This window comes from Anoxybacillus kestanbolensis (assembly GCF_001996285.1).
Lineage (GTDB): Bacteria > Bacillota > Bacilli > Bacillales > Anoxybacillaceae > Anoxybacillus > Anoxybacillus kestanbolensis_A.
Genome location: NZ_MQAD01000010.1, coordinates 120,957 through 138,281 on the forward strand (window position 1 = coordinate 120,957; position 17,325 = coordinate 138,281).

The following is a 17,325-nucleotide window of genomic DNA, read 5'->3' on the forward strand; positions in this document are numbered from 1 at the left end:
TCATTTTCATAGTTTATGAAACTCCTTTTCTGGTTACACTGCATAACAAGAAAGGAGAGATAAACGATGAATAAATACGTGATTATTTTATATATAACAATGATTATGATCGGTGCGCTTGTGACGATGTATAGCCAACAAACAGAGGCGCAAAGCGGTGTTGTGATTCCAAACGAAGCGGTACGGTTGCGCATTTTAGCAAATAGCGATTCGCCGGAAGATCAAGCATTAAAGCGTGCAGTTCGCGACGAAGTAAATAAACAAATTACGACATGGGTAAGCGATTTAACGTCATTTGAGGAAGCAAAGCAAGTTATTGCCCAACATGTGCCAGACATTGAGCAAACGGTCGCTCGTGTTCTTCAAGAAAAAAAGAGCAATCAGTCGTACAACGTGACGTTTGGACGTGTATCATTTCCAACGAAAATATACGGCTCGTATGTATATCCAGCAGGTGAATACGAAGCGGTATTAATTACGCTAGGAAAAGGAGAAGGAGCGAATTGGTGGTGTGTTTTATTCCCACCGCTCTGTTTTCTCGACTTCTCCACAGGTGAAGCCGTTCGTCCTGTGGAAAAACAAGTGGAACGAGAGACACCGATCGAACAAATGACTGAACAACCGCTCGTTGTGGAAGATGAACAGCAAGTAGAAGTGAAATTTTTCGTTGCAGAAGTATGGAAAAAGTTTATGCAATAACATATCCACAAAATTATCAACAAAAAGCAATAACATATCCACAATTTGTGGACAATTGTTGAGTATTTTGTATGAATCTTTTATACTCATGAAAGAAGTGGCTGTGGAATGCTTGTAAAATGTCAATCAACAAACAAGCAACTTGAATATGTATGAGGTGAAAGCATTGAAAACACATGTGTTTTTTGTGGATAAAAATGTGGATGAGTTAAACAGTTGTCCACAAGTGAAACAGGCCGCAGCGTATTTACAACGAGGCGAGCTTGTTGCTTTTCCGACAGAAACGGTGTATGGTCTTGGAGCGAACGCCATGTCCACAGCAGCTGTGGAAAACATTTTTGTAGCGAAAGGGAGACCGAGCGATAATCCACTTATTGTTCACATTGCGACAACGGAGCAGTTGCATGATATTGCTTGCGACATTCCTCCTGTTGCATACACATTGATAGAGCATTTTTGGCCTGGTCCATTAACGCTCGTTCTCCCAAAAAAAGAAGCAGTCTCTCCGCGCGTAACAGCAGGGTTAAATACGGTTGCGGTGCGCATGCCGAACCATCCGATTGCCCTTGCGCTTATCAAAGCAAGCGGGCTTCCGATCGCAGCACCGAGCGCCAATCGTTCAGGGAGACCGAGTCCGACGACAGCCAAACATGTGCTTGATGATTTAGATGGACGGATTGCCGCCATTGTTGACGGAGGGCCGACGGGTGTTGGGGTTGAATCAACGGTCATTGACTGTACGACATCGATCCCGACCATTTTACGACCGGGTGGTGTGACGAAAGAAGACATTGAACAAGTGATTGGGGTTGTGGATATCGATCGTGCGCTTGTGGAAAAAGAAGCGGTGCCAAAATCTCCGGGCATGAAATATACACATTACGCCCCGAAAGCTCCGCTCGTTGTTGTGCACGGTTCTTCTACGTTTTTACAACAGCTCGTCAATGAAAAACGTGCCAACGGTTTTAAAGTGGGTGTGTTAACGACGGAAGAAGGACGTCATACGTATGAAGCGGATACCATTATTTCGTGTGGACAACGTAGCGATTTACGCACGGTCGCTCAACAGCTATATGATGCGTTACGAACGTTCGATAAAACGAATGTCGATATTATTTATAGCGAGGCTTTTCCGAACGAAGGAATCGGTGCCGCTATTATGAATCGTCTATTAAAAGCAGCGGGGCATGAGCAAATGATGGAAAAATAACGTCTAAACTCCTTAGCGCGTGCATATGTTAACGTGAGGGCACGTCCTAAGGAGGCATTTGTATGATTGGGGAAATGATCACATTAGCGATGATGGCATTTGCGTTGGGGATGGATGCATTTTCAGTCAGCCTCGGCATGGGATTGCTTCAGCTTCGTTTGAAGCAAATTGCCTATATTGGAGCAACGGTAGGCTTTTTTCATGTTGTCATGCCTTTAGCTGGGATGACGATCGGTCGGTTGTTATCTATTCAATTAGGGCATGCAGCGACATATATCGGAGGAGCATTGTTGTTTATTCTCGGTGTGCAAATGGTCATCGCTTCCTTCCATCATGAACAAGAACGTTGGCTGAGGCCTGTTGGCATCGGTTTGTTTTTATTTGCGTTTAGCGTTAGCCTTGACAGTTTTTCTGTCGGGTTAAGTTTAGGGATTTATGGGGTGGAAATGGTGCTCGCTGTGACCGCATTCGGCTTGACGAGCATGGTGTTAACGTGGATAGGGTTGCTTCTTGGGCGTCGCTTTCAACGTTGGTTAGGGACATATAGCGAGGCGTTAGGTGGCGCCATTTTACTTTTATTTGCATGTAAACTATTATTTCCTTTATGAGCTGGGGCGTTTCCAGTTCTTTTTTCTTTTTTACTCTATATTTTGTCTTACGGTTTGCTTTATAATAATAGTAAACATGTGGGAAATGATGCGAGGTGTGAATGGTGAGTCAAACGAACGTTTTGTTTGTATGCACAGGAAATACGTGTCGAAGTCCGATGGCGGAGGCGCTACTTAGACATAAACAACTGCCGCACGTACAAGTGAGGTCAGCTGGCGTTTTTGCGTTTGAGGGGAGCGATGCGTCACAACATGCGAAAGCGGTGCTCGCTGAAAAAGGGATCGATGTCGACCATCGTGCTTCGTTGCTAACAAAAGAACATATTGACTGGGCAACGTATGTATTGACGATGACCGAAAGTCACAAGCAACATGTGTTGTCTCGTTTTCCGGAAGCAGAAGGAAAAACGTTTACGTTGTACGAATTTCTTGGTGACAGCAAAGACGTTATCGATCCATTTGGGGGCTCGATTGACGTGTATCGTCAAACGCGCGATGAGCTCGAACAAGCAATTGAAAAGCTACATGAAAAGCTACATGAAAAGCTATAAAGCAAGGGGGATGTATGATGGGGGGAAAATACACATTTAGCTTACAAAAAAAGCTAGCCATTTTCACAACGGTATTAGCGATCATTACGTATTCAACAAGCGCCTTTTATATTTATGTGCTCTATGACTACGTCAAACAATGGCTTCCGTTTGGGGAAAATACGTTTACCATTTTAACGCTATTGCTCGGTATTTTTTGGTCTGGTGTATTGGCATATTATGCGGCGCGGTTCATTACGAAACCGCTTTCTCAACTTGAACAAGCGGCGTTAAAAGCAGCAGAAGGGGAAATTGGACAAGATGTACCTGTGCCAAAGTCGGATGATGAAATTCGTTCGCTTGCGCTTGCATTTAACGATATGTTGCGCAGTTTACGCGAAATCGTGCAAAACATTCAACAAAATTTTGCCCATACGAATGAAAAAGTTGTCGAGATGACAAACGTGTCTCGAGTTGCGGCGGAACAAGCGGAAAACATCGCGCGCACGATTGATGAAATTTCAAAAGGAGCGGATAATTCCGCGGTGGCGATGCAAACGACAGCGGAAGCAGTAGAAGATGTATTAGCGATCGCAGGAAACGTACAACAAAAAGCGATGCAATCGGAAAAACTGTCGACGGAGATGGTTGCAAAGCTTGAAGAAAGCCGTCGCGTCATCGGTTCGCTCATCGCTGGCATTCAACAATTAGCGAAAAACAACGAAGCGTCGCTACATGTCGTGCGACGTTTAGAAGATCATGCGAAAGAAGTAGGACAAATTATTTCGCTTGTTGGGGATATTGCAGGACAGACGAATTTACTAGCATTAAACGCTTCGATTGAAGCCGCGCGCGCTGGTGAACACGGGAAAGGATTTGCGGTCGTTGCGGAAGAAGTAAGAAAGTTAGCGGATGAAAGTGCTAAGGCGGTACAAGGCATTTCTGAGCTCGTTCAAAACATTCAACATGAAGTAGCCAACGTCGTTAGCCAAATTACGGAGCAAGTAAAAAAAGCAAATGATGAAGCGAAAAAAGGAAACGAGACAAATGAAGCGATTTCGCACATGAGTGCATCCATTCATGAAGTAGCAGATGCGGTCAAACAAATTGCCCAACTTGTTGATGAACAAACGAAATACATTCAACAAACATCTGTTCAATCGCAAGAAGTGGCTGCGATTGCCGAACAAACATCCGCTGGGGCGGAAGAAGTGACAGCGGCAACACAAGAGCAAACCGCGGTCATCGAAAGCATGCGTGAACTAGCAACAGAACTTGGTGAGCAAGCAGAAAAATTAAAACAAACGATTGCCCGTTTTCGTTTATAAGCATAATAAATGATGAAAAGACCGTCTCGACCCGTTAAAATGAAGAGAGACGGTTTTTTCTTTATAACGATAAGGAGGGGTTCAAACGTGAAAGTAGCAATCGCATCAGACCATGGTGGCATTCGCATTCGCGAGGAAATTAAAAAACTCATGGATGAAATGGGAATTGAATATACAGATTTTGGATGTGAATGTGAAACGTCGGTCGATTATCCAGACTATGCGTTGCCGGTCGCACAAAAAGTAGCGAACGGTGAATTTGACCGCGGAATATTAATTTGCGGAACAGGTATTGGCATGAGCATTGCTGCAAATAAAGTGAAAGGCATTCGTTGTGCGCTCGTTCATGACGTATTTAGTGCAAAAGCAACGCGCGAACATAACGACAGCAATATATTAGCGATGGGCGAACGCGTCATCGGACCGGGATTGGCGCGCGAAATTGCCAAAGTATGGCTGACAACCCCATTTGAAGGAGGTCGTCACGAAAAACGCATTCAAAAAATTTCCGCTTATGAAAACGAGCAATAAAGGTGGGAGTATCGTGACGGACATGGAACAATGGCGTAGTCAATGGCAAAAGGCGCTTGCTGAGTTTCGTGCGCAAGTGCCGCTAACGAATCATGACGTTGTCGTCATTGGTTGCAGTACAAGTGAAGTCATTGGAGAAAAAATCGGAACAGCGGGAACGATGGATGTGGCGGCGATGTTGTTTCAAGAACTGAAACAATGGCGCGATGAAACAGGGGTGCAGCTTGCGTTTCAATGTTGTGAACATTTAAACCGGGCATTAGTAGTGGAACGACAAACCGCTGTGACAAAGCAGCTGGAAATTGTGAGCGTCATTCCTGTTCGCAACGCGGGTGGCGCAATGGCGGCATACGCATATACGCAACTTCATGATCCTGTTGTCGTTGAACATATTCGAGCAGATGCTGGCATTGATATCGGTGCTACATTAATTGGTATGCATTTAAAACATGTGGCGGTTCCTGTCCGCACATCGATTAAGCAAATCGGACATGCGATCGTTACATTTGCGAAAACGAGACCGAAGCTCATCGGAGGCGAACGCGCCGTCTATTCAGAAGAAAAGGCGAACAAATCATGTTCGATCGGTTAAATTTGTTCACTTTTTCATTTGAAAATGTGTTAAGATAAAAAAGAATATTCACACTTTAGGGGAGGATTGTCAATGAGTCGCTTGTCACAGCAAGATCCGCAAGTATTTCAAGCTATTCAAGATGAGTTAAAACGACAACAAACGAAAATTGAATTGATTGCATCGGAAAACTTCGTTAGTGAAGCGGTGATGGAGGCGCAAGGATCAGTATTAACGAACAAGTATGCTGAAGGATATCCAGGCCGTCGCTATTACGGCGGTTGTGAACATGTTGACGTCGTGGAAGAGCTTGCGCGCGAACGTGCAAAACAATTGTTCGGAGCGGAGCATGCAAATGTTCAACCACACTCTGGAGCGCAAGCGAACATGGCGGTATATTTTACAATTTTACAACATGGGGATACTGTGCTTGGCATGAACTTATCGCACGGCGGGCATTTAACGCACGGAAGCCCGGTGAATTTTAGCGGTATTCAATACAATTTCATTGAATACGGCGTTGATCCAGAAACGCACCGTATTAATTACGATGACGTTCGTGAAAAAGCATTAAAGCATAAACCGAAATTAATCGTTGCTGGGGCAAGCGCATATCCGCGCACGATTGACTTTGCGAAGTTCCGTGAAATTGCTGATGAAGTAGGCGCCTATTTCATGGTCGATATGGCCCACATTGCCGGACTTGTCGCGGCAGGGTTGCATCCAAATCCTGTGCCGTATGCCCATTTTGTCACGACAACAACGCATAAAACGTTACGCGGTCCGCGCGGAGGCATGATTTTATGTCAAGAACAGTTTGCTAAACAAATTGATAAAGCGATTTTCCCGGGCATTCAAGGTGGTCCGCTTATGCATGTTATCGCTGCAAAAGCTGTGGCGCTCGGTGAGGCGTTACAAGACGATTTCAAAACGTATGCACAAAACATTGTAAACAATGCGAAACGTTTAGCGGAAGCGCTCGTAGCAGAAGGATTTACACTCGTTTCTGGCGGAACGGACAACCATTTATTGCTCATTGACCTCCGTTCCATCGGATTAACAGGAAAAGTGGCTGAAAAAGTGCTCGATGAGATCGGTATTACAGTCAATAAAAACACGATTCCATATGACCCAGAAAGCCCGTTTGTTACTAGCGGCATTCGCATCGGTACAGCAGCGGTGACAAGCCGCGGATTTGGGCTTGAGGAAATGGATGAAATTGCGCGCATCATCTCGCTTGCGCTCAAACATAAAGACGATGAGCAAAAATTAGAAGAGGCGCGCCAACGTGTTGCCGCATTAACTGAAAAATTTCCACTGTACGTATAAGGTGTCCATCGGGGCACCTTTTTCTTTAAATCGTAAGTTGAATCCTCGTTTGTTTTTATGTAAAATTTACAAGAATGCATATGAAAAAAAGGGGCGACTGACATGAGTAAAGTGTACGTATTTGATCATCCGTTAATTCAACATAAGCTTACATACATTCGCGACAAACATACAGGAACAAAAGAGTTTCGCGAGCTTGTCGAAGAAGTGGCGACGCTTATGGCGTTTGAAATTACGCGCGATTTGCCGCTTCAAGAAGTTGATATTGAAACACCTGTTAGCAAAGCGAAAGCGAAAGTCATCGCAGGCAAAAAGCTAGGGATCATCCCGATTTTACGTGCAGGAATCGGAATGGTAGACGGCATTTTAAAGCTCATTCCAGCTGCTAAAGTAGGGCATATTGGATTGTATCGCGATCCAGAGACGTTAAAGCCGGTTGAATATTACGTGAAGCTTCCGACAGATGTCGAAGAGCGCGACTTTATTGTTGTCGACCCGATGCTTGCGACAGGCGGATCGGCTGTCGAAGCGATTCATGCCCTCAAAAAACGCGGCGCAAAAAACATTAAGTTTATGTGCTTAATTGCTGCACCAGAAGGGGTAGAAGCGGTGCAACAAGCGCATCCAGACGTCGACATTTATATCGCTGCATTAGACGAAAAATTAAACGATCACGGCTATATCGTACCAGGTCTTGGCGATGCTGGAGACCGTCTGTTTGGGACGAAGTAAGGTGAGCATAATGGGAAAACGAAAAGTCATGACCATTTTCGGAACGAGACCGGAAGCCATCAAAATGGCTCCGCTCGTGTTAGAATTGCAAAAATACGAAGATATTGAGTCGATTGTAACTGTGACAGCACAACATCGCCAAATGCTTGATCAAGTGCTCGATATTTTCGGTATTCAACCACATTACGACCTAAACATTATGAAAGAGCGTCAAACGCTTGTCGATATTACGACAAGGGCGCTTGCTGGTTTAGACGACGTCATGAAAAAAGTAAAGCCCGACATCGTGCTCGTCCACGGCGACACGACAACGACATTTGTCGCGAGTCTAGCGGCATTTTACAACCAAATTGCTGTTGGGCACGTGGAAGCGGGGTTAAGAACGTGGAATAAATACTCGCCGTTTCCAGAAGAAATGAATCGCCAATTAACGGGGGTATTAGCTGATTTGCATTTTGCTCCGACAGCGAAAGCGGCGGAAAATTTACGAGCGGAAAACAAGCGGGACGACGCCATTTTTATTACCGGCAACACCGCGATTGACGCGTTAAAAACGACGGTGCGCGACACGTATACCCACCCGATTTTAGAAAAGGTAGCGGGAAGCCGTATGATTTTACTGACGGCGCATCGCCGCGAAAACCTCGGTGAACCGATGCGCAATATGTTCCGGGCGATTAAACGGCTCGTAGACGATTACCGCGACGTTCAAGTTGTTTATCCCGTTCATTTAAATCCGGTCGTTCGCGAATTGGCGAATGATATATTAGGAGACGATGAACGCATTCATTTAATCGAGCCGTTAGATGTCGTGGATTTCCATAACTTCGCAGCCCGTGCATATATGATTTTAACCGATTCAGGCGGCGTTCAAGAAGAAGCACCTTCTCTCGGTGTACCTGTCCTCGTGTTGCGCGATACAACGGAACGGCCAGAAGGCATTGAAGCGGGAACGCTCAAGCTAGCTGGAACGGATGAACAAACGATTTATACGCTAGCAAGTGAATTATTAACAGATGAAAAAGCGTATGAGCAAATGGCGAAAGCGTCAAACCCGTACGGTGATGGGTGGGCATCAAAGCGGATTGTTGAAGCGATTCGTTACTATTTCAAACAAAGTGATGCTCCACCAACGCCATTTCAACACGAAAAAGGGATGTCATGATGCATCCCTTTTTCTTTCCAAAAATTTTCCCTGTTTTTGTGATCGAACACATTGACATCGTGTTTTCACTATTGTATGCTTACAAAGGGATAAGGATAACCTTTTTAAAAATAAAGTAAATTCTGAAAATGAAAAGTGAGGCTTTCGTATGCGGCGACATGAACGCCATCCGTTTCGAGCGATCGGTTTGATGACGGCTATCTCTTCCCAGCTTGTCGGTTCCGTTTTAGTTGGGATTTTTGGCGGGCGTTTTGTCGACGAACGTTTTGGCACCGAACCGCTATTTTTAATTGTCGGTTTGCTCCTCGGTTTGGCGGCTGGTATTTATGCGATGATTCGCCTCATTCGCTCATTTTTTTCAGGAGAGGAAAAATGAACGAACTGCAGCAACATTGGCGACGTCACAAATCATACATACTATATTTGTTGGCACTTTATGTATTAGGATGGGGTTTTTCGTCATACGAAAAAATATTTTTAAGTTTAATTATTGGAACGATTGTCGGCTTATTTAATACGTGGACGCTCATTAGAAGGGTTGAGCGACTAGGACGAGCTGTTATTCTAGGGGAACGAGTAGTTTCACTCGGCATGCTCTCACGCATGGCGGCCGCTACATTGGGTGCCATTTTTGCGTTGCGTTATCCAGAACACTTGTCGATCGTTTGGATAGTGGTAGGATTAATGACATCTTATGTTGTCATTATGATAGATTTCTTTTTCCAAAAAAACAAAGGGGAAGAGAGGTGAGTAAAGGTGCATCATGAGGCTCCTCTGTATGAATTGTTTGGATTAACCTTTAATTTGTCAAACGTAATGATGATTACGGTTACATCCGCCATCGTTTTTGTGATCGCTTTATTGGCTACCCGCAACTTGTCGATGAAACCAACTGGCATGCAAAATTTTCTTGAGTGGGTTATGGATTTTGTTAAAGGAATTATTAAAAGTAACATGGATTGGCAAACAGGCGGGAGATTCCAAGTATTAGGTGTTACACTGATTATGTATATTTTTGTAGCCAATATGCTTGGTCTACCTTTTGCGGTCGTCATTAACGACGAACTATGGTGGAAGTCCCCGACCGCTGATCCTGTGATCACACTTACACTAGCTACAATGGTAGTTGGATTGTCTCACTATTACGGCATTAAAATGAAAGGGTTAAAAGGATATGCCGAAGGTTTTGTCAGCCCGATGCCGTTTTTGTTCCCGTTGAAGATTATTGAGGAGTTTGCGAATACTCTGACGCTCGGTCTCCGTTTATACGGAAACATTTTCGCGGGTGAAATTTTGTTAGGATTGTTGGCTGGTAGTCTAGCGACTGGATTTGCTGGCACGGTTGTAGCGATCATTCCTACAATTGTATGGCAAGCATTTAGTATTTTCGTTGGTGCGATTCAAGCATTTATTTTCACTATGTTAACGATGGTTTACATGTCTCACAAAGTGAGCCATGACCATTAGAATATATTAACAACTTTGTTCTCAAAAAACAGCTTTTAAGGAGGAGTTAAATATGGGAGCTTTAGCAGCTGCAATTGCAATCGGTTTAGCAGCACTTGGTGCAGGATTTGGTAACGGTATGATTGTCAGTCGTACAGTAGAGGGAATTGCTCGTCAACCTGAGGCTCGTGGAGCACTTCAAACGACGATGTTCATCGGGGTAGCACTAGTCGAAGCGATTCCGATTATCGCGGTTGTCGTAGCGTTCATGGTTATGGGCATGTAATTGTCAAAGTGAACTTATACGAAACGGTTCAATAATGGCGAAGTCCGTCTCATACGAGAACCTTCGCCATTCCTTTATGTTCGTACGCACACGCTCCGAGCGATATTCGGGCGATTTTTGGAGGGAGTGAAACGCGCGGTGGTAAACATGTTTGTATTAGGTGCTGGTGGACATGGGTTCAACGGTGGTGATATTGCATTCCAATTACTCATGTTCCTCTTGCTCATGTTCTTGCTACGTAAATATGCATTTGGGCCGTTAATGGGCGTCATGAAGCAACGCGAAGAGCATATTGCGAACGAAATCGAGCAAGCAGAAAAACATCATCAAGAAGCGAAAAAGCTTGCAGAAGAGCAACGTGAATTAATGAAAAAATCGCGCCAAGAAGCGCAAGCGCTTATCGAGGAAGCACGCAAGCTCGGTGAAGAGCAAAAAGAGCAAATCATTCAAGCGGCGCGCGCTGAAGCGGAGCGCTTAAAAGAAGTCGCGAAACAAGAAATCGCGCAAGAGAAAGAACAAGCGATGGCAGCGTTGCGCCAACAAGTTGCTTCCTTATCCGTACTTATTGCATCGAAAGTAATTGAAAAAGAATTGAGCGAACAAGATCAAGCAAAGCTGATTAGCGAATATATTCAAGAGGTAGGAGAACGCCGATGAACAAACAAGTCGTAGCGAAACGATATGCGTCGGCACTTTTTGAAATTGCGAAAGAACAACAGCTTCTTGATCAGCTCGAACAGGAACTTCGCGTCGTTAAACAAGTATTTGCACAAAATGAAGCGCTTCTTTCTGTATTGAACCATCCGAAAGTTGCGCTAGCGAAAAAGAAAGCGCTCATCCAAGAAGCGTTTGCAAGCGTTTCAAATGTACTGCAACATACGTTTATGTTGCTTTTAGATCGTCATCGCATCGACATTGTAGAAGATTTAGTAGATGCTTTCATTACGCTAGCGAATGAGGCGCGCGGTGTAGCTGAAGCGATCGTTTATTCCGCTCGTCCGTTAACAGAAGACGAAACGAAGGCGCTTGCAGAAGTGTTCGCGAAAAAAGTCGGCGTCGACACGCTTCGCATCACAAACATCATCGATAAAGATGTGATCGGTGGGGTAAAAGTGCGCATCGGCAACCGCATTTTCGACGGAAGCGTCAGCGGAAAACTAGCAAGATTACAGCGACAGTTAACTCGCTAACATTTATAGATAGGGGTGAAATGCATGAGCATCAAAGCGGAAGAAATTAGCGCGCTGATAAAAAAGCAAATCGAAAACTATCAGTCTGAAATCGAAGTGAGCGATGTCGGCACAGTCATTCAAGTCGGTGACGGAATCGCTCGTGCTCATGGCCTCGACAACGTCATGTCAGGAGAGCTTGTTGAGTTTGCCAACGGCGTCATGGGATTGGCGCTAAACTTAGAAGAAAACAACGTCGGTATCGTTATTTTAGGACCGTACACAGGCATTAAAGAAGGCGACGAAGTACGCCGTACAGGTCGCATTATGGAAGTGCCAGTCGGTGAAGCGTTAATCGGTCGTGTCGTAAACCCATTAGGACAACCAGTTGACGGGCTTGGTCCAATCGAAACGACAGCAACTCGCCCGATTGAAAGCCCAGCGCCTGGCGTCATGGATCGTAAATCTGTTCATGAGCCATTACAAACGGGAATTAAAGCGATTGACGCGCTTGTGCCAATCGGTCGCGGTCAGCGTGAGTTAATTATCGGAGACCGTCAAACAGGTAAAACGTCCGTTGCGGTAGATACAATCATCAACCAAAAAGGTAAAAACATGATTTGTATTTATGTGGCGATCGGACAAAAAGAATCAACCGTTCGTAACGTCGTTGAAACGTTGCGTAAATACGGGGCATTAGATTACACAATCGTCGTTACAGCGTCTGCGTCACAACCAGCTCCGCTTTTATTCTTAGCGCCATATGCGGGCGTAACGATGGGCGAATACTTCATGTACAAAGGACAACACGTTCTCGTTGTATATGATGATTTATCAAAACAAGCAGCAGCTTATCGTGAGCTTTCGTTATTATTACGCCGTCCGCCAGGTCGTGAAGCGTATCCGGGTGACGTATTCTACTTGCATTCTCGCTTGCTTGAGCGTGCAGCAAAATTAAGCGATGCAAAAGGGGCAGGTTCGTTAACAGCGTTGCCTTTCGTTGAGACGCAAGCGGGCGACATTTCAGCATACATTCCAACGAACGTTATTTCCATTACAGACGGACAAATTTTCTTGCAGTCTGATTTGTTCTTCTCTGGTGTGCGTCCAGCGATTAACGCCGGTCTTTCCGTATCGCGCGTCGGTGGGGCAGCACAAATTAAAGCGATGAAAAAAGTATCAGGTACGTTGCGTCTTGACTTAGCGGCATATCGTGAGCTAGAGGCGTTCGCGCAGTTCGGTTCCGACCTTGATAAAGCGACACAAGCAAAACTTGCTCGCGGTGCGCGCACAGTTGAAGTGTTAAAACAAGGTTTACATGAGCCGCTGCCAGTTGAAAAGCAAGTAGCGATCATTTATGCATTAACGCGCGGTTTCTTAGATGATATTCCAGTCGAAGATATTCGCCGCTTTGAAAAAGAGTTCCATGCATGGTTAGATAAGGACGAGAACGGTCAAAAGCTAATGGAGCATATTCGCACAACAGGCGATCTTCCAAACGAAGAAGACTTCAATAAAGCAATTGAAGCGTTCAAAAAGACGTTTGTTGTATCGGAGTAAGAAACGTAAGCGGAGCAGTTAAGCTGTTCCGCCCCCCTTTCAACAATTGAGCGAAAAAGGTGGTGAAACCTTTGGGAGCATCGTTACGCGATATAAAAGCGCGCATTAATACGACAAAAAAGACGAGCCAAATTACGAAAGCGATGGAAATGGTCTCGGCCTCAAAGTTAAACCGTGCTGAACATAATGCGAGATCGTTCACGCCGTACATGGAAAAAATTGAAGAAGTCGTCGCGAGCGTTGCACTTGGCAGCAATGACGCTTCTCATCCGATGCTTGTGAAGCGCCCAGTCAAAAAGACGGGATATTTAGTCATTACGTCTGACCGCGGTTTAGCAGGTGCTTACAATAGCAACGTGCTCCGTACGGTATACCAAACGATTCAAGAGCGTCACCGTTCAACAGAGGAATATGCGATTATTGCAATCGGCCGCGTCGGTTTAAATTTCTTTAAACGCCGCAACATCCCAGTAGCTTTACATATTACCGGTTTGCCAGATCAACCGACGTTTGCGGATATTAAAGAAATTGCGAACAAAACTGTCAATATGTTTGCGGATGGTACGTTTGATGAACTGTATATGTTTTACAACCATTTCGTGAGCCCTATTCAACAAGATGTAACGGAGAAAAAGCTATTGCCGTTAACGGACTTAGCATCCGATAAAAAGTTGACAGCTTACGAATTCGAGCCGTCGCAAGAAGAAATTTTAGAAGTATTGTTGCCGCAATACGCTGAAAGTTTAATTTACGGTGCTTTGCTAGATGCAAAAGCGAGCGAGCATGCTGCGCGGATGACAGCGATGAAAAACGCAACAGACAACGCAAAAGAATTGATTCGGACGCTTACACTTTCTTACAACCGTGCCCGTCAAGCAGCGATTACGCAAGAAATTACAGAGATTGTGGCCGGAGCGAACGCATTGCAATAAGGTTGATTAGCAGTTAGGAGGGAAAACGATGGCAAAAGGACGCGTTATTCAAGTTATGGGTCCTGTTGTAGACGTCAAGTTCGAAGACGGACACTTACCTGCGATTTACAACGCCCTAAAAATTAAACATAAAGCGCGTAACGAAAAAGAAGTCGATATCGACTTAACGTTAGAAGTAGCCCTTCACCTTGGGGACGATACAGTACGCACAATTGCGATGTCAACGACAGACGGATTAGTGCGTGGCATGGAAGTCATTGATACAGGAGCACCGATCTCTGTTCCTGTCGGTGAAGTTACACTTGGACGTGTATTCAACGTACTAGGTGAGCCGATTGACTTAGGAGAAGAAATCCCAGCAGACGCTCGCCGCGATGCAATCCACCGTCCAGCACCAAAATTCGAACAACTTTCTACACAAGTTGAAATTTTAGAAACAGGGATTAAAGTCGTTGACTTGCTTGCACCTTATATTAAAGGTGGAAAAATCGGTTTGTTCGGTGGTGCAGGGGTAGGAAAAACAGTTTTAATCCAAGAGTTAATTAACAACATCGCGCAAGAGCACGGTGGTATTTCTGTATTCGCCGGCGTTGGTGAGCGTACGCGCGAAGGAAACGACTTGTACCACGAAATGAAAGACTCTGGCGTTATTAACAAAACAGCGATGGTATTCGGTCAGATGAACGAGCCACCTGGAGCACGTATGCGTGTAGCGTTAACAGGGTTAACAATGGCGGAATATTTCCGTGATGAGCAAGGACAAGACGTATTGTTCTTCATCGACAACATTTTCCGTTTCACACAGGCAGGTTCGGAGGTTTCTGCGTTATTAGGACGCATGCCTTCAGCGGTAGGTTACCAACCGACACTTGCGACAGAAATGGGTCAATTACAAGAGCGTATTACATCAACAGCAGTCGGTTCGGTTACATCGATCCAAGCGATTTACGTACCAGCGGACGACTATACAGACCCAGCGCCAGCGACAACGTTCGCACACTTAGATGCAACGACAAACTTAGAGCGTAAACTATCAGAGATGGGTATTTACCCAGCGGTAGACCCGCTTGCATCAACATCTCGTGCGCTTTCGCCTGAAATCGTCGGTGAAGAGCACTATCAAGTTGCGCGCAAAGTACAACAAACGTTACAGCGCTACAAAGAATTGCAAGACATTATTGCGATTCTCGGTATGGATGAGCTTTCAGAAGAAGATAAACTTGTCGTTCATCGCGCTCGTCGCATTCAGTTCTTCTTGTCGCAAAACTTTCACGTTGCTGAACAGTTTACAGGACAACCAGGTTCATACGTTCCTGTAAAAGAAACAGTTCGTGGCTTTAAAGAAATTTTGGAAGGAAAATATGACCATCTTCCAGAAGATGCGTTCCGCTTAGTCGGCCGTATTGAAGAAGTAATTGAAAAAGCGAGAAAAATGGGCGTAGAAGTTTAATAAGGGACCGAGGAGGATTTTCCATGAAGACGATTAAAGTCAGTGTCGTAACTCCGGACGGCCCAGTATATGAAGCGGATGTGGAAATGGTGAGCGCTAAAGCGCAAAGCGGCGAACTCGGCGTGTTGCCAGGGCACATTCCGATGGTCGCACCGCTAGAGATTGGCGCGGTTCGTTTAAAAAAAGGAAACGCGACAGAGCTTGTCGCGGTGAGCGGCGGCTTTTTAGAAGTTCGCCCTGATCGTGTCACGATTTTGGCGCAAGCAGCGGAACGAGCAGAAGATATTGATGTGGCGCGTGCAAAAGCGGCGAAAGAGCGGGCTGAACGCCGTCTGCAAGCGAAACAAGAAGATATTGATCATAAGCGGGCTGAGCTAGCTTTACGTCGCGCGCTCAACCGTTTAAATGTCGCGAATCGCAACTTTTAACCCTAAGAGCATCGTCTCTTAGGGTTTTTTGTTATTAGAAAGAGGGGGGTGTTTTTCTTGTTTTTGGAACAAGTTTTATCGACACATATGTGAAGAAGTGATATAATGTTATCGGTTACAGTCTTAATAGTGTGACGTTTTCGAAAAATGTGTATAAAGTCACAAAGGGGTGGGACATCGTTGAACGTTTATGTAAACAGTTATGTAGTCGTCTTTGTGTTTCTTTGTTTAGGTATTTTACTTCCGATCGTTGCGCTCACAGCAGGACGTTTTCTTCGTCCACATGCGCCGAATGCAGCGAAGCAAACAACGTACGAGAGCGGATTGGATCCATTCCACGATTCGCGCGTGCAATTTAACGTGAGATATTACATCTTTGCGTTGCTGTTCGTCATTTTTGATGTAGAAACTGTATTTTTATATCCGTGGGCGGTGGCATTTGAAAAGCTCGGTGCATTTGCCATCATCGAAATGCTTATTTTCGTCGTCATGTTGTTGATTGGACTTGTGTATGCTTGGAAGAAGAAGGTGTTAAAATGGATGTAAAATTGTTAAACGTATCAGATCAGGAAATGGAAGAAATGCGTCGCAACGTCTTTTTAACGACATTAGAACAGCTAAAAGCGTGGGCGCGCAGCAACTCGCTATGGCCGCTTACGTTCGGACTTGCCTGTTGCGCCATTGAAATGATGGGAGTCGGCTCTTCCCATTACGACTTAGATCGTTTCGGCTCTTTCTTCCGCACGTCGCCGCGTCAATCAGATGTCATGATCGTTTCAGGTACAGTCACGAAAAAAATGGCGCCAATTGTTCGCCGCTTGTACGATCAAATGCCTGAACCGAAATGGGTCATTGCGATGGGTTCATGTGCAACCGCAGGCGGTCCGTACGTGAAATCGTATTGCGTCGTCAAAGGTGTCGATCAAATTGTGCCTGTTGACGTATACATCCCGGGCTGTCCGCCAAATCCAGCTGCGTTGATTTACGGCATTAATAAACTAAAAGAAAAAATTCGCTATGAAGCAAAAACAGGAAAGAGGGTGCTGTAAATGAGCGATGAAAAAGATTTACAGCAACTAAAAAGAGAAGCGGCCGAACGGGCGAAACAATTAGCAAAAGAGCGATTGGCAGCAAAACAAGCAGCCGAACAAACTGAGCCATCGCTCGAAAGCGAAGATGACCTTGCGCTTGCGAAGAAAAAAGCAGCGGCGAAAGCGAAAGCGGCAGCATTGGCGAAACAAAAAGCTGCGGAGACAGGGGACTTAAGCGAAGAAGAATTAGCGAAGAAAAAAGCAGCGGCAGCGGCGAAAGCGAAAGCCGCAGCGCTAGCGAAACAAAAAGCCGCGGAGAC

At 45.1% G+C, this 17,325-nt stretch carries 22 protein-coding genes and 1 pseudogene; all 23 read left to right on the forward strand.

The features are described 5' to 3' along the window. The first annotated feature begins 66 nt into the window (after positions 1-66). Positions 67-699, forward strand: a complete 633-nt coding sequence (gene spoIIR / locus BO219_RS08135; protein ID WP_077429165.1) for a stage II sporulation protein R — start codon at positions 67-69, stop codon at positions 697-699. Between the two features lie 148 nt (positions 700-847). After that, on the forward strand, positions 848-1,909 hold the full coding sequence (locus BO219_RS08140; protein WP_143271281.1) for an L-threonylcarbamoyladenylate synthase: 1,062 nt from the start codon (positions 848-850) through the stop codon (positions 1,907-1,909). Positions 1,910-1,971: 62 nt separating this feature from the next. Continuing rightward, positions 1,972-2,517, forward strand: coding sequence for a manganese efflux pump MntP (locus BO219_RS08145; RefSeq protein WP_077429167.1), 546 nt, complete (start codon positions 1,972-1,974; stop codon positions 2,515-2,517). Between the two features lie 101 nt (positions 2,518-2,618). Continuing rightward, a complete protein-coding gene (locus BO219_RS08150) occupies positions 2,619-3,068 on the forward strand; it encodes a low molecular weight protein arginine phosphatase (protein WP_077429168.1) in 450 nt (149 codons plus the stop codon). A 17-nt stretch (positions 3,069-3,085) separates the two neighbouring features. After that, entirely contained in the window at positions 3,086-4,375 is a 1,290-nt protein-coding gene (locus BO219_RS08155; protein ID WP_375153707.1) for a methyl-accepting chemotaxis protein, read from the forward strand. An 87-nt stretch (positions 4,376-4,462) separates the two neighbouring features. Beyond that, the gene (gene rpiB, locus BO219_RS08160) at positions 4,463-4,906 is read left to right on the forward strand and encodes a ribose 5-phosphate isomerase B (RefSeq protein WP_004893029.1); all 444 of its coding nucleotides are present in this window, start codon (positions 4,463-4,465) and stop codon (positions 4,904-4,906) included. A gap of 22 nt (positions 4,907-4,928) precedes the next feature. Next, positions 4,929-5,498, forward strand: coding sequence for a TIGR01440 family protein (locus BO219_RS08165; protein ID WP_370642790.1), 570 nt, complete (start codon positions 4,929-4,931; stop codon positions 5,496-5,498). Positions 5,499-5,570: 72 nt separating this feature from the next. Beyond that, positions 5,571-6,806, forward strand: a complete 1,236-nt coding sequence (gene glyA, locus BO219_RS08170; protein ID WP_077429171.1) for a serine hydroxymethyltransferase — start codon at positions 5,571-5,573, stop codon at positions 6,804-6,806. Positions 6,807-6,908: 102 nt separating this feature from the next. Continuing rightward, a complete protein-coding gene (upp, locus tag BO219_RS08175) occupies positions 6,909-7,538 on the forward strand; it encodes a uracil phosphoribosyltransferase (RefSeq protein ID WP_006320960.1) in 630 nt (209 codons plus the stop codon). 10 nt (positions 7,539-7,548) lie between these two features. Continuing rightward, positions 7,549-8,703, forward strand: coding sequence for a non-hydrolyzing UDP-N-acetylglucosamine 2-epimerase (gene wecB, locus BO219_RS08180; protein WP_077429172.1), 1,155 nt, complete (start codon positions 7,549-7,551; stop codon positions 8,701-8,703). 148 nt (positions 8,704-8,851) lie between these two features. Beyond that, a complete protein-coding gene (locus BO219_RS08185; protein ID WP_006319874.1) occupies positions 8,852-9,079 on the forward strand; it encodes an AtpZ/AtpI family protein in 228 nt (75 codons plus the stop codon). Further along, on the forward strand, positions 9,076-9,453 hold the full coding sequence (locus BO219_RS08190) for an ATP synthase subunit I (protein ID WP_077429173.1): 378 nt from the start codon (positions 9,076-9,078) through the stop codon (positions 9,451-9,453). Before BO219_RS08185 ends, BO219_RS08190 begins: the two co-directional genes overlap by 4 nt. Before the next feature lie 6 nt (positions 9,454-9,459). Next, positions 9,460-10,170 (forward strand): F0F1 ATP synthase subunit A, encoded by a 711-nt coding sequence (atpB, locus tag BO219_RS08195; RefSeq protein WP_021095058.1) that lies wholly within the window; start codon positions 9,460-9,462, stop codon positions 10,168-10,170. Positions 10,171-10,222: 52 nt separating this feature from the next. Next, positions 10,223-10,435: a F0F1 ATP synthase subunit C gene (gene atpE, locus BO219_RS08200; protein WP_021095059.1), complete on the forward strand. Its 213-nt coding sequence runs from the start codon at positions 10,223-10,225 to the stop codon at positions 10,433-10,435. A gap of 147 nt (positions 10,436-10,582) precedes the next feature. After that, complete coding sequence (atpF, locus tag BO219_RS08205; RefSeq protein WP_077429188.1) at positions 10,583-11,092, forward strand: F0F1 ATP synthase subunit B; 510 nt, start codon at positions 10,583-10,585, stop codon at positions 11,090-11,092. Then, on the forward strand, positions 11,089-11,625 hold the full coding sequence (locus BO219_RS08210) for a F0F1 ATP synthase subunit delta (RefSeq protein ID WP_021095061.1): 537 nt from the start codon (positions 11,089-11,091) through the stop codon (positions 11,623-11,625). The genes atpF and BO219_RS08210 overlap by 4 nt, the downstream gene beginning before the upstream one ends. 24 nt (positions 11,626-11,649) lie before the next feature. Then, complete coding sequence (gene atpA / locus BO219_RS08215) at positions 11,650-13,164, forward strand: F0F1 ATP synthase subunit alpha (RefSeq protein ID WP_006319888.1); 1,515 nt, start codon at positions 11,650-11,652, stop codon at positions 13,162-13,164. Positions 13,165-13,235: 71 nt separating this feature from the next. Continuing rightward, positions 13,236-14,096, forward strand: coding sequence for a F0F1 ATP synthase subunit gamma (locus tag BO219_RS08220; RefSeq protein WP_042535965.1), 861 nt, complete (start codon positions 13,236-13,238; stop codon positions 14,094-14,096). Between the two features lie 28 nt (positions 14,097-14,124). Next, a complete protein-coding gene (gene atpD / locus BO219_RS08225) occupies positions 14,125-15,546 on the forward strand; it encodes a F0F1 ATP synthase subunit beta (RefSeq protein WP_004893005.1) in 1,422 nt (473 codons plus the stop codon). Positions 15,547-15,569: 23 nt separating this feature from the next. Then, a complete protein-coding gene (locus BO219_RS08230; RefSeq protein ID WP_003396996.1) occupies positions 15,570-15,974 on the forward strand; it encodes a F0F1 ATP synthase subunit epsilon in 405 nt (134 codons plus the stop codon). A 147-nt stretch (positions 15,975-16,121) separates the two neighbouring features. After that, positions 16,122-16,520 (forward strand): NADH-quinone oxidoreductase subunit A, encoded by a 399-nt coding sequence (locus BO219_RS08235; protein WP_077429174.1) that lies wholly within the window; start codon positions 16,122-16,124, stop codon positions 16,518-16,520. After that, positions 16,511-17,023 (forward strand): NuoB/complex I 20 kDa subunit family protein, encoded by a 513-nt coding sequence (locus BO219_RS08240; RefSeq protein WP_003396994.1) that lies wholly within the window; start codon positions 16,511-16,513, stop codon positions 17,021-17,023. Before BO219_RS08235 ends, BO219_RS08240 begins: the two co-directional genes overlap by 10 nt. Next, positions 17,024-17,325: pseudogene (locus BO219_RS14820) on the forward strand (NADH-quinone oxidoreductase subunit C); the annotation flags it as partial.

Bases quoted from the DNA above. Each gene is read 5' to 3' on its own strand.
- spoIIR (WP_077429165.1), top strand. From the start codon at position 67: ATGAATAAATACGTGATTATTTTATATATAACAATGATTATGATCGGT.
- BO219_RS08140 (WP_143271281.1), top strand. From the start codon at position 848: ATGTATGAGGTGAAAGCATTGAAAACACATGTGTTTTTTGTGGATAAA.
- BO219_RS08145 (WP_077429167.1), top strand. From the start codon at position 1,972: ATGATTGGGGAAATGATCACATTAGCGATGATGGCATTTGCGTTGGGG.
- BO219_RS08150 (WP_077429168.1), top strand. From the start codon at position 2,619: ATGGTGAGTCAAACGAACGTTTTGTTTGTATGCACAGGAAATACGTGT.
- BO219_RS08155 (WP_375153707.1), top strand. From the start codon at position 3,086: ATGGGGGGAAAATACACATTTAGCTTACAAAAAAAGCTAGCCATTTTC.
- BO219_RS08165 (WP_370642790.1), top strand. From the start codon at position 4,929: ATGGAACAATGGCGTAGTCAATGGCAAAAGGCGCTTGCTGAGTTTCGT.
- glyA (WP_077429171.1), top strand. From the start codon at position 5,571: ATGAGTCGCTTGTCACAGCAAGATCCGCAAGTATTTCAAGCTATTCAA.
- upp (WP_006320960.1), top strand. From the start codon at position 6,909: ATGAGTAAAGTGTACGTATTTGATCATCCGTTAATTCAACATAAGCTT.
- wecB (WP_077429172.1), top strand. From the start codon at position 7,549: ATGGGAAAACGAAAAGTCATGACCATTTTCGGAACGAGACCGGAAGCC.
- BO219_RS08185 (WP_006319874.1), top strand. From the start codon at position 8,852: ATGCGGCGACATGAACGCCATCCGTTTCGAGCGATCGGTTTGATGACG.
- BO219_RS08190 (WP_077429173.1), top strand. From the start codon at position 9,076: ATGAACGAACTGCAGCAACATTGGCGACGTCACAAATCATACATACTA.
- atpE (WP_021095059.1), top strand. From the start codon at position 10,223: ATGGGAGCTTTAGCAGCTGCAATTGCAATCGGTTTAGCAGCACTTGGT.
- atpF (WP_077429188.1), top strand. From the start codon at position 10,583: ATGTTTGTATTAGGTGCTGGTGGACATGGGTTCAACGGTGGTGATATT.
- BO219_RS08210 (WP_021095061.1), top strand. From the start codon at position 11,089: ATGAACAAACAAGTCGTAGCGAAACGATATGCGTCGGCACTTTTTGAA.
- atpA (WP_006319888.1), top strand. From the start codon at position 11,650: ATGAGCATCAAAGCGGAAGAAATTAGCGCGCTGATAAAAAAGCAAATC.
- atpD (WP_004893005.1), top strand. From the start codon at position 14,125: ATGGCAAAAGGACGCGTTATTCAAGTTATGGGTCCTGTTGTAGACGTC.
- BO219_RS08230 (WP_003396996.1), top strand. From the start codon at position 15,570: ATGAAGACGATTAAAGTCAGTGTCGTAACTCCGGACGGCCCAGTATAT.
- BO219_RS08235 (WP_077429174.1), top strand. From the start codon at position 16,122: ATGTGTATAAAGTCACAAAGGGGTGGGACATCGTTGAACGTTTATGTA.
- BO219_RS08240 (WP_003396994.1), top strand. From the start codon at position 16,511: ATGGATGTAAAATTGTTAAACGTATCAGATCAGGAAATGGAAGAAATG.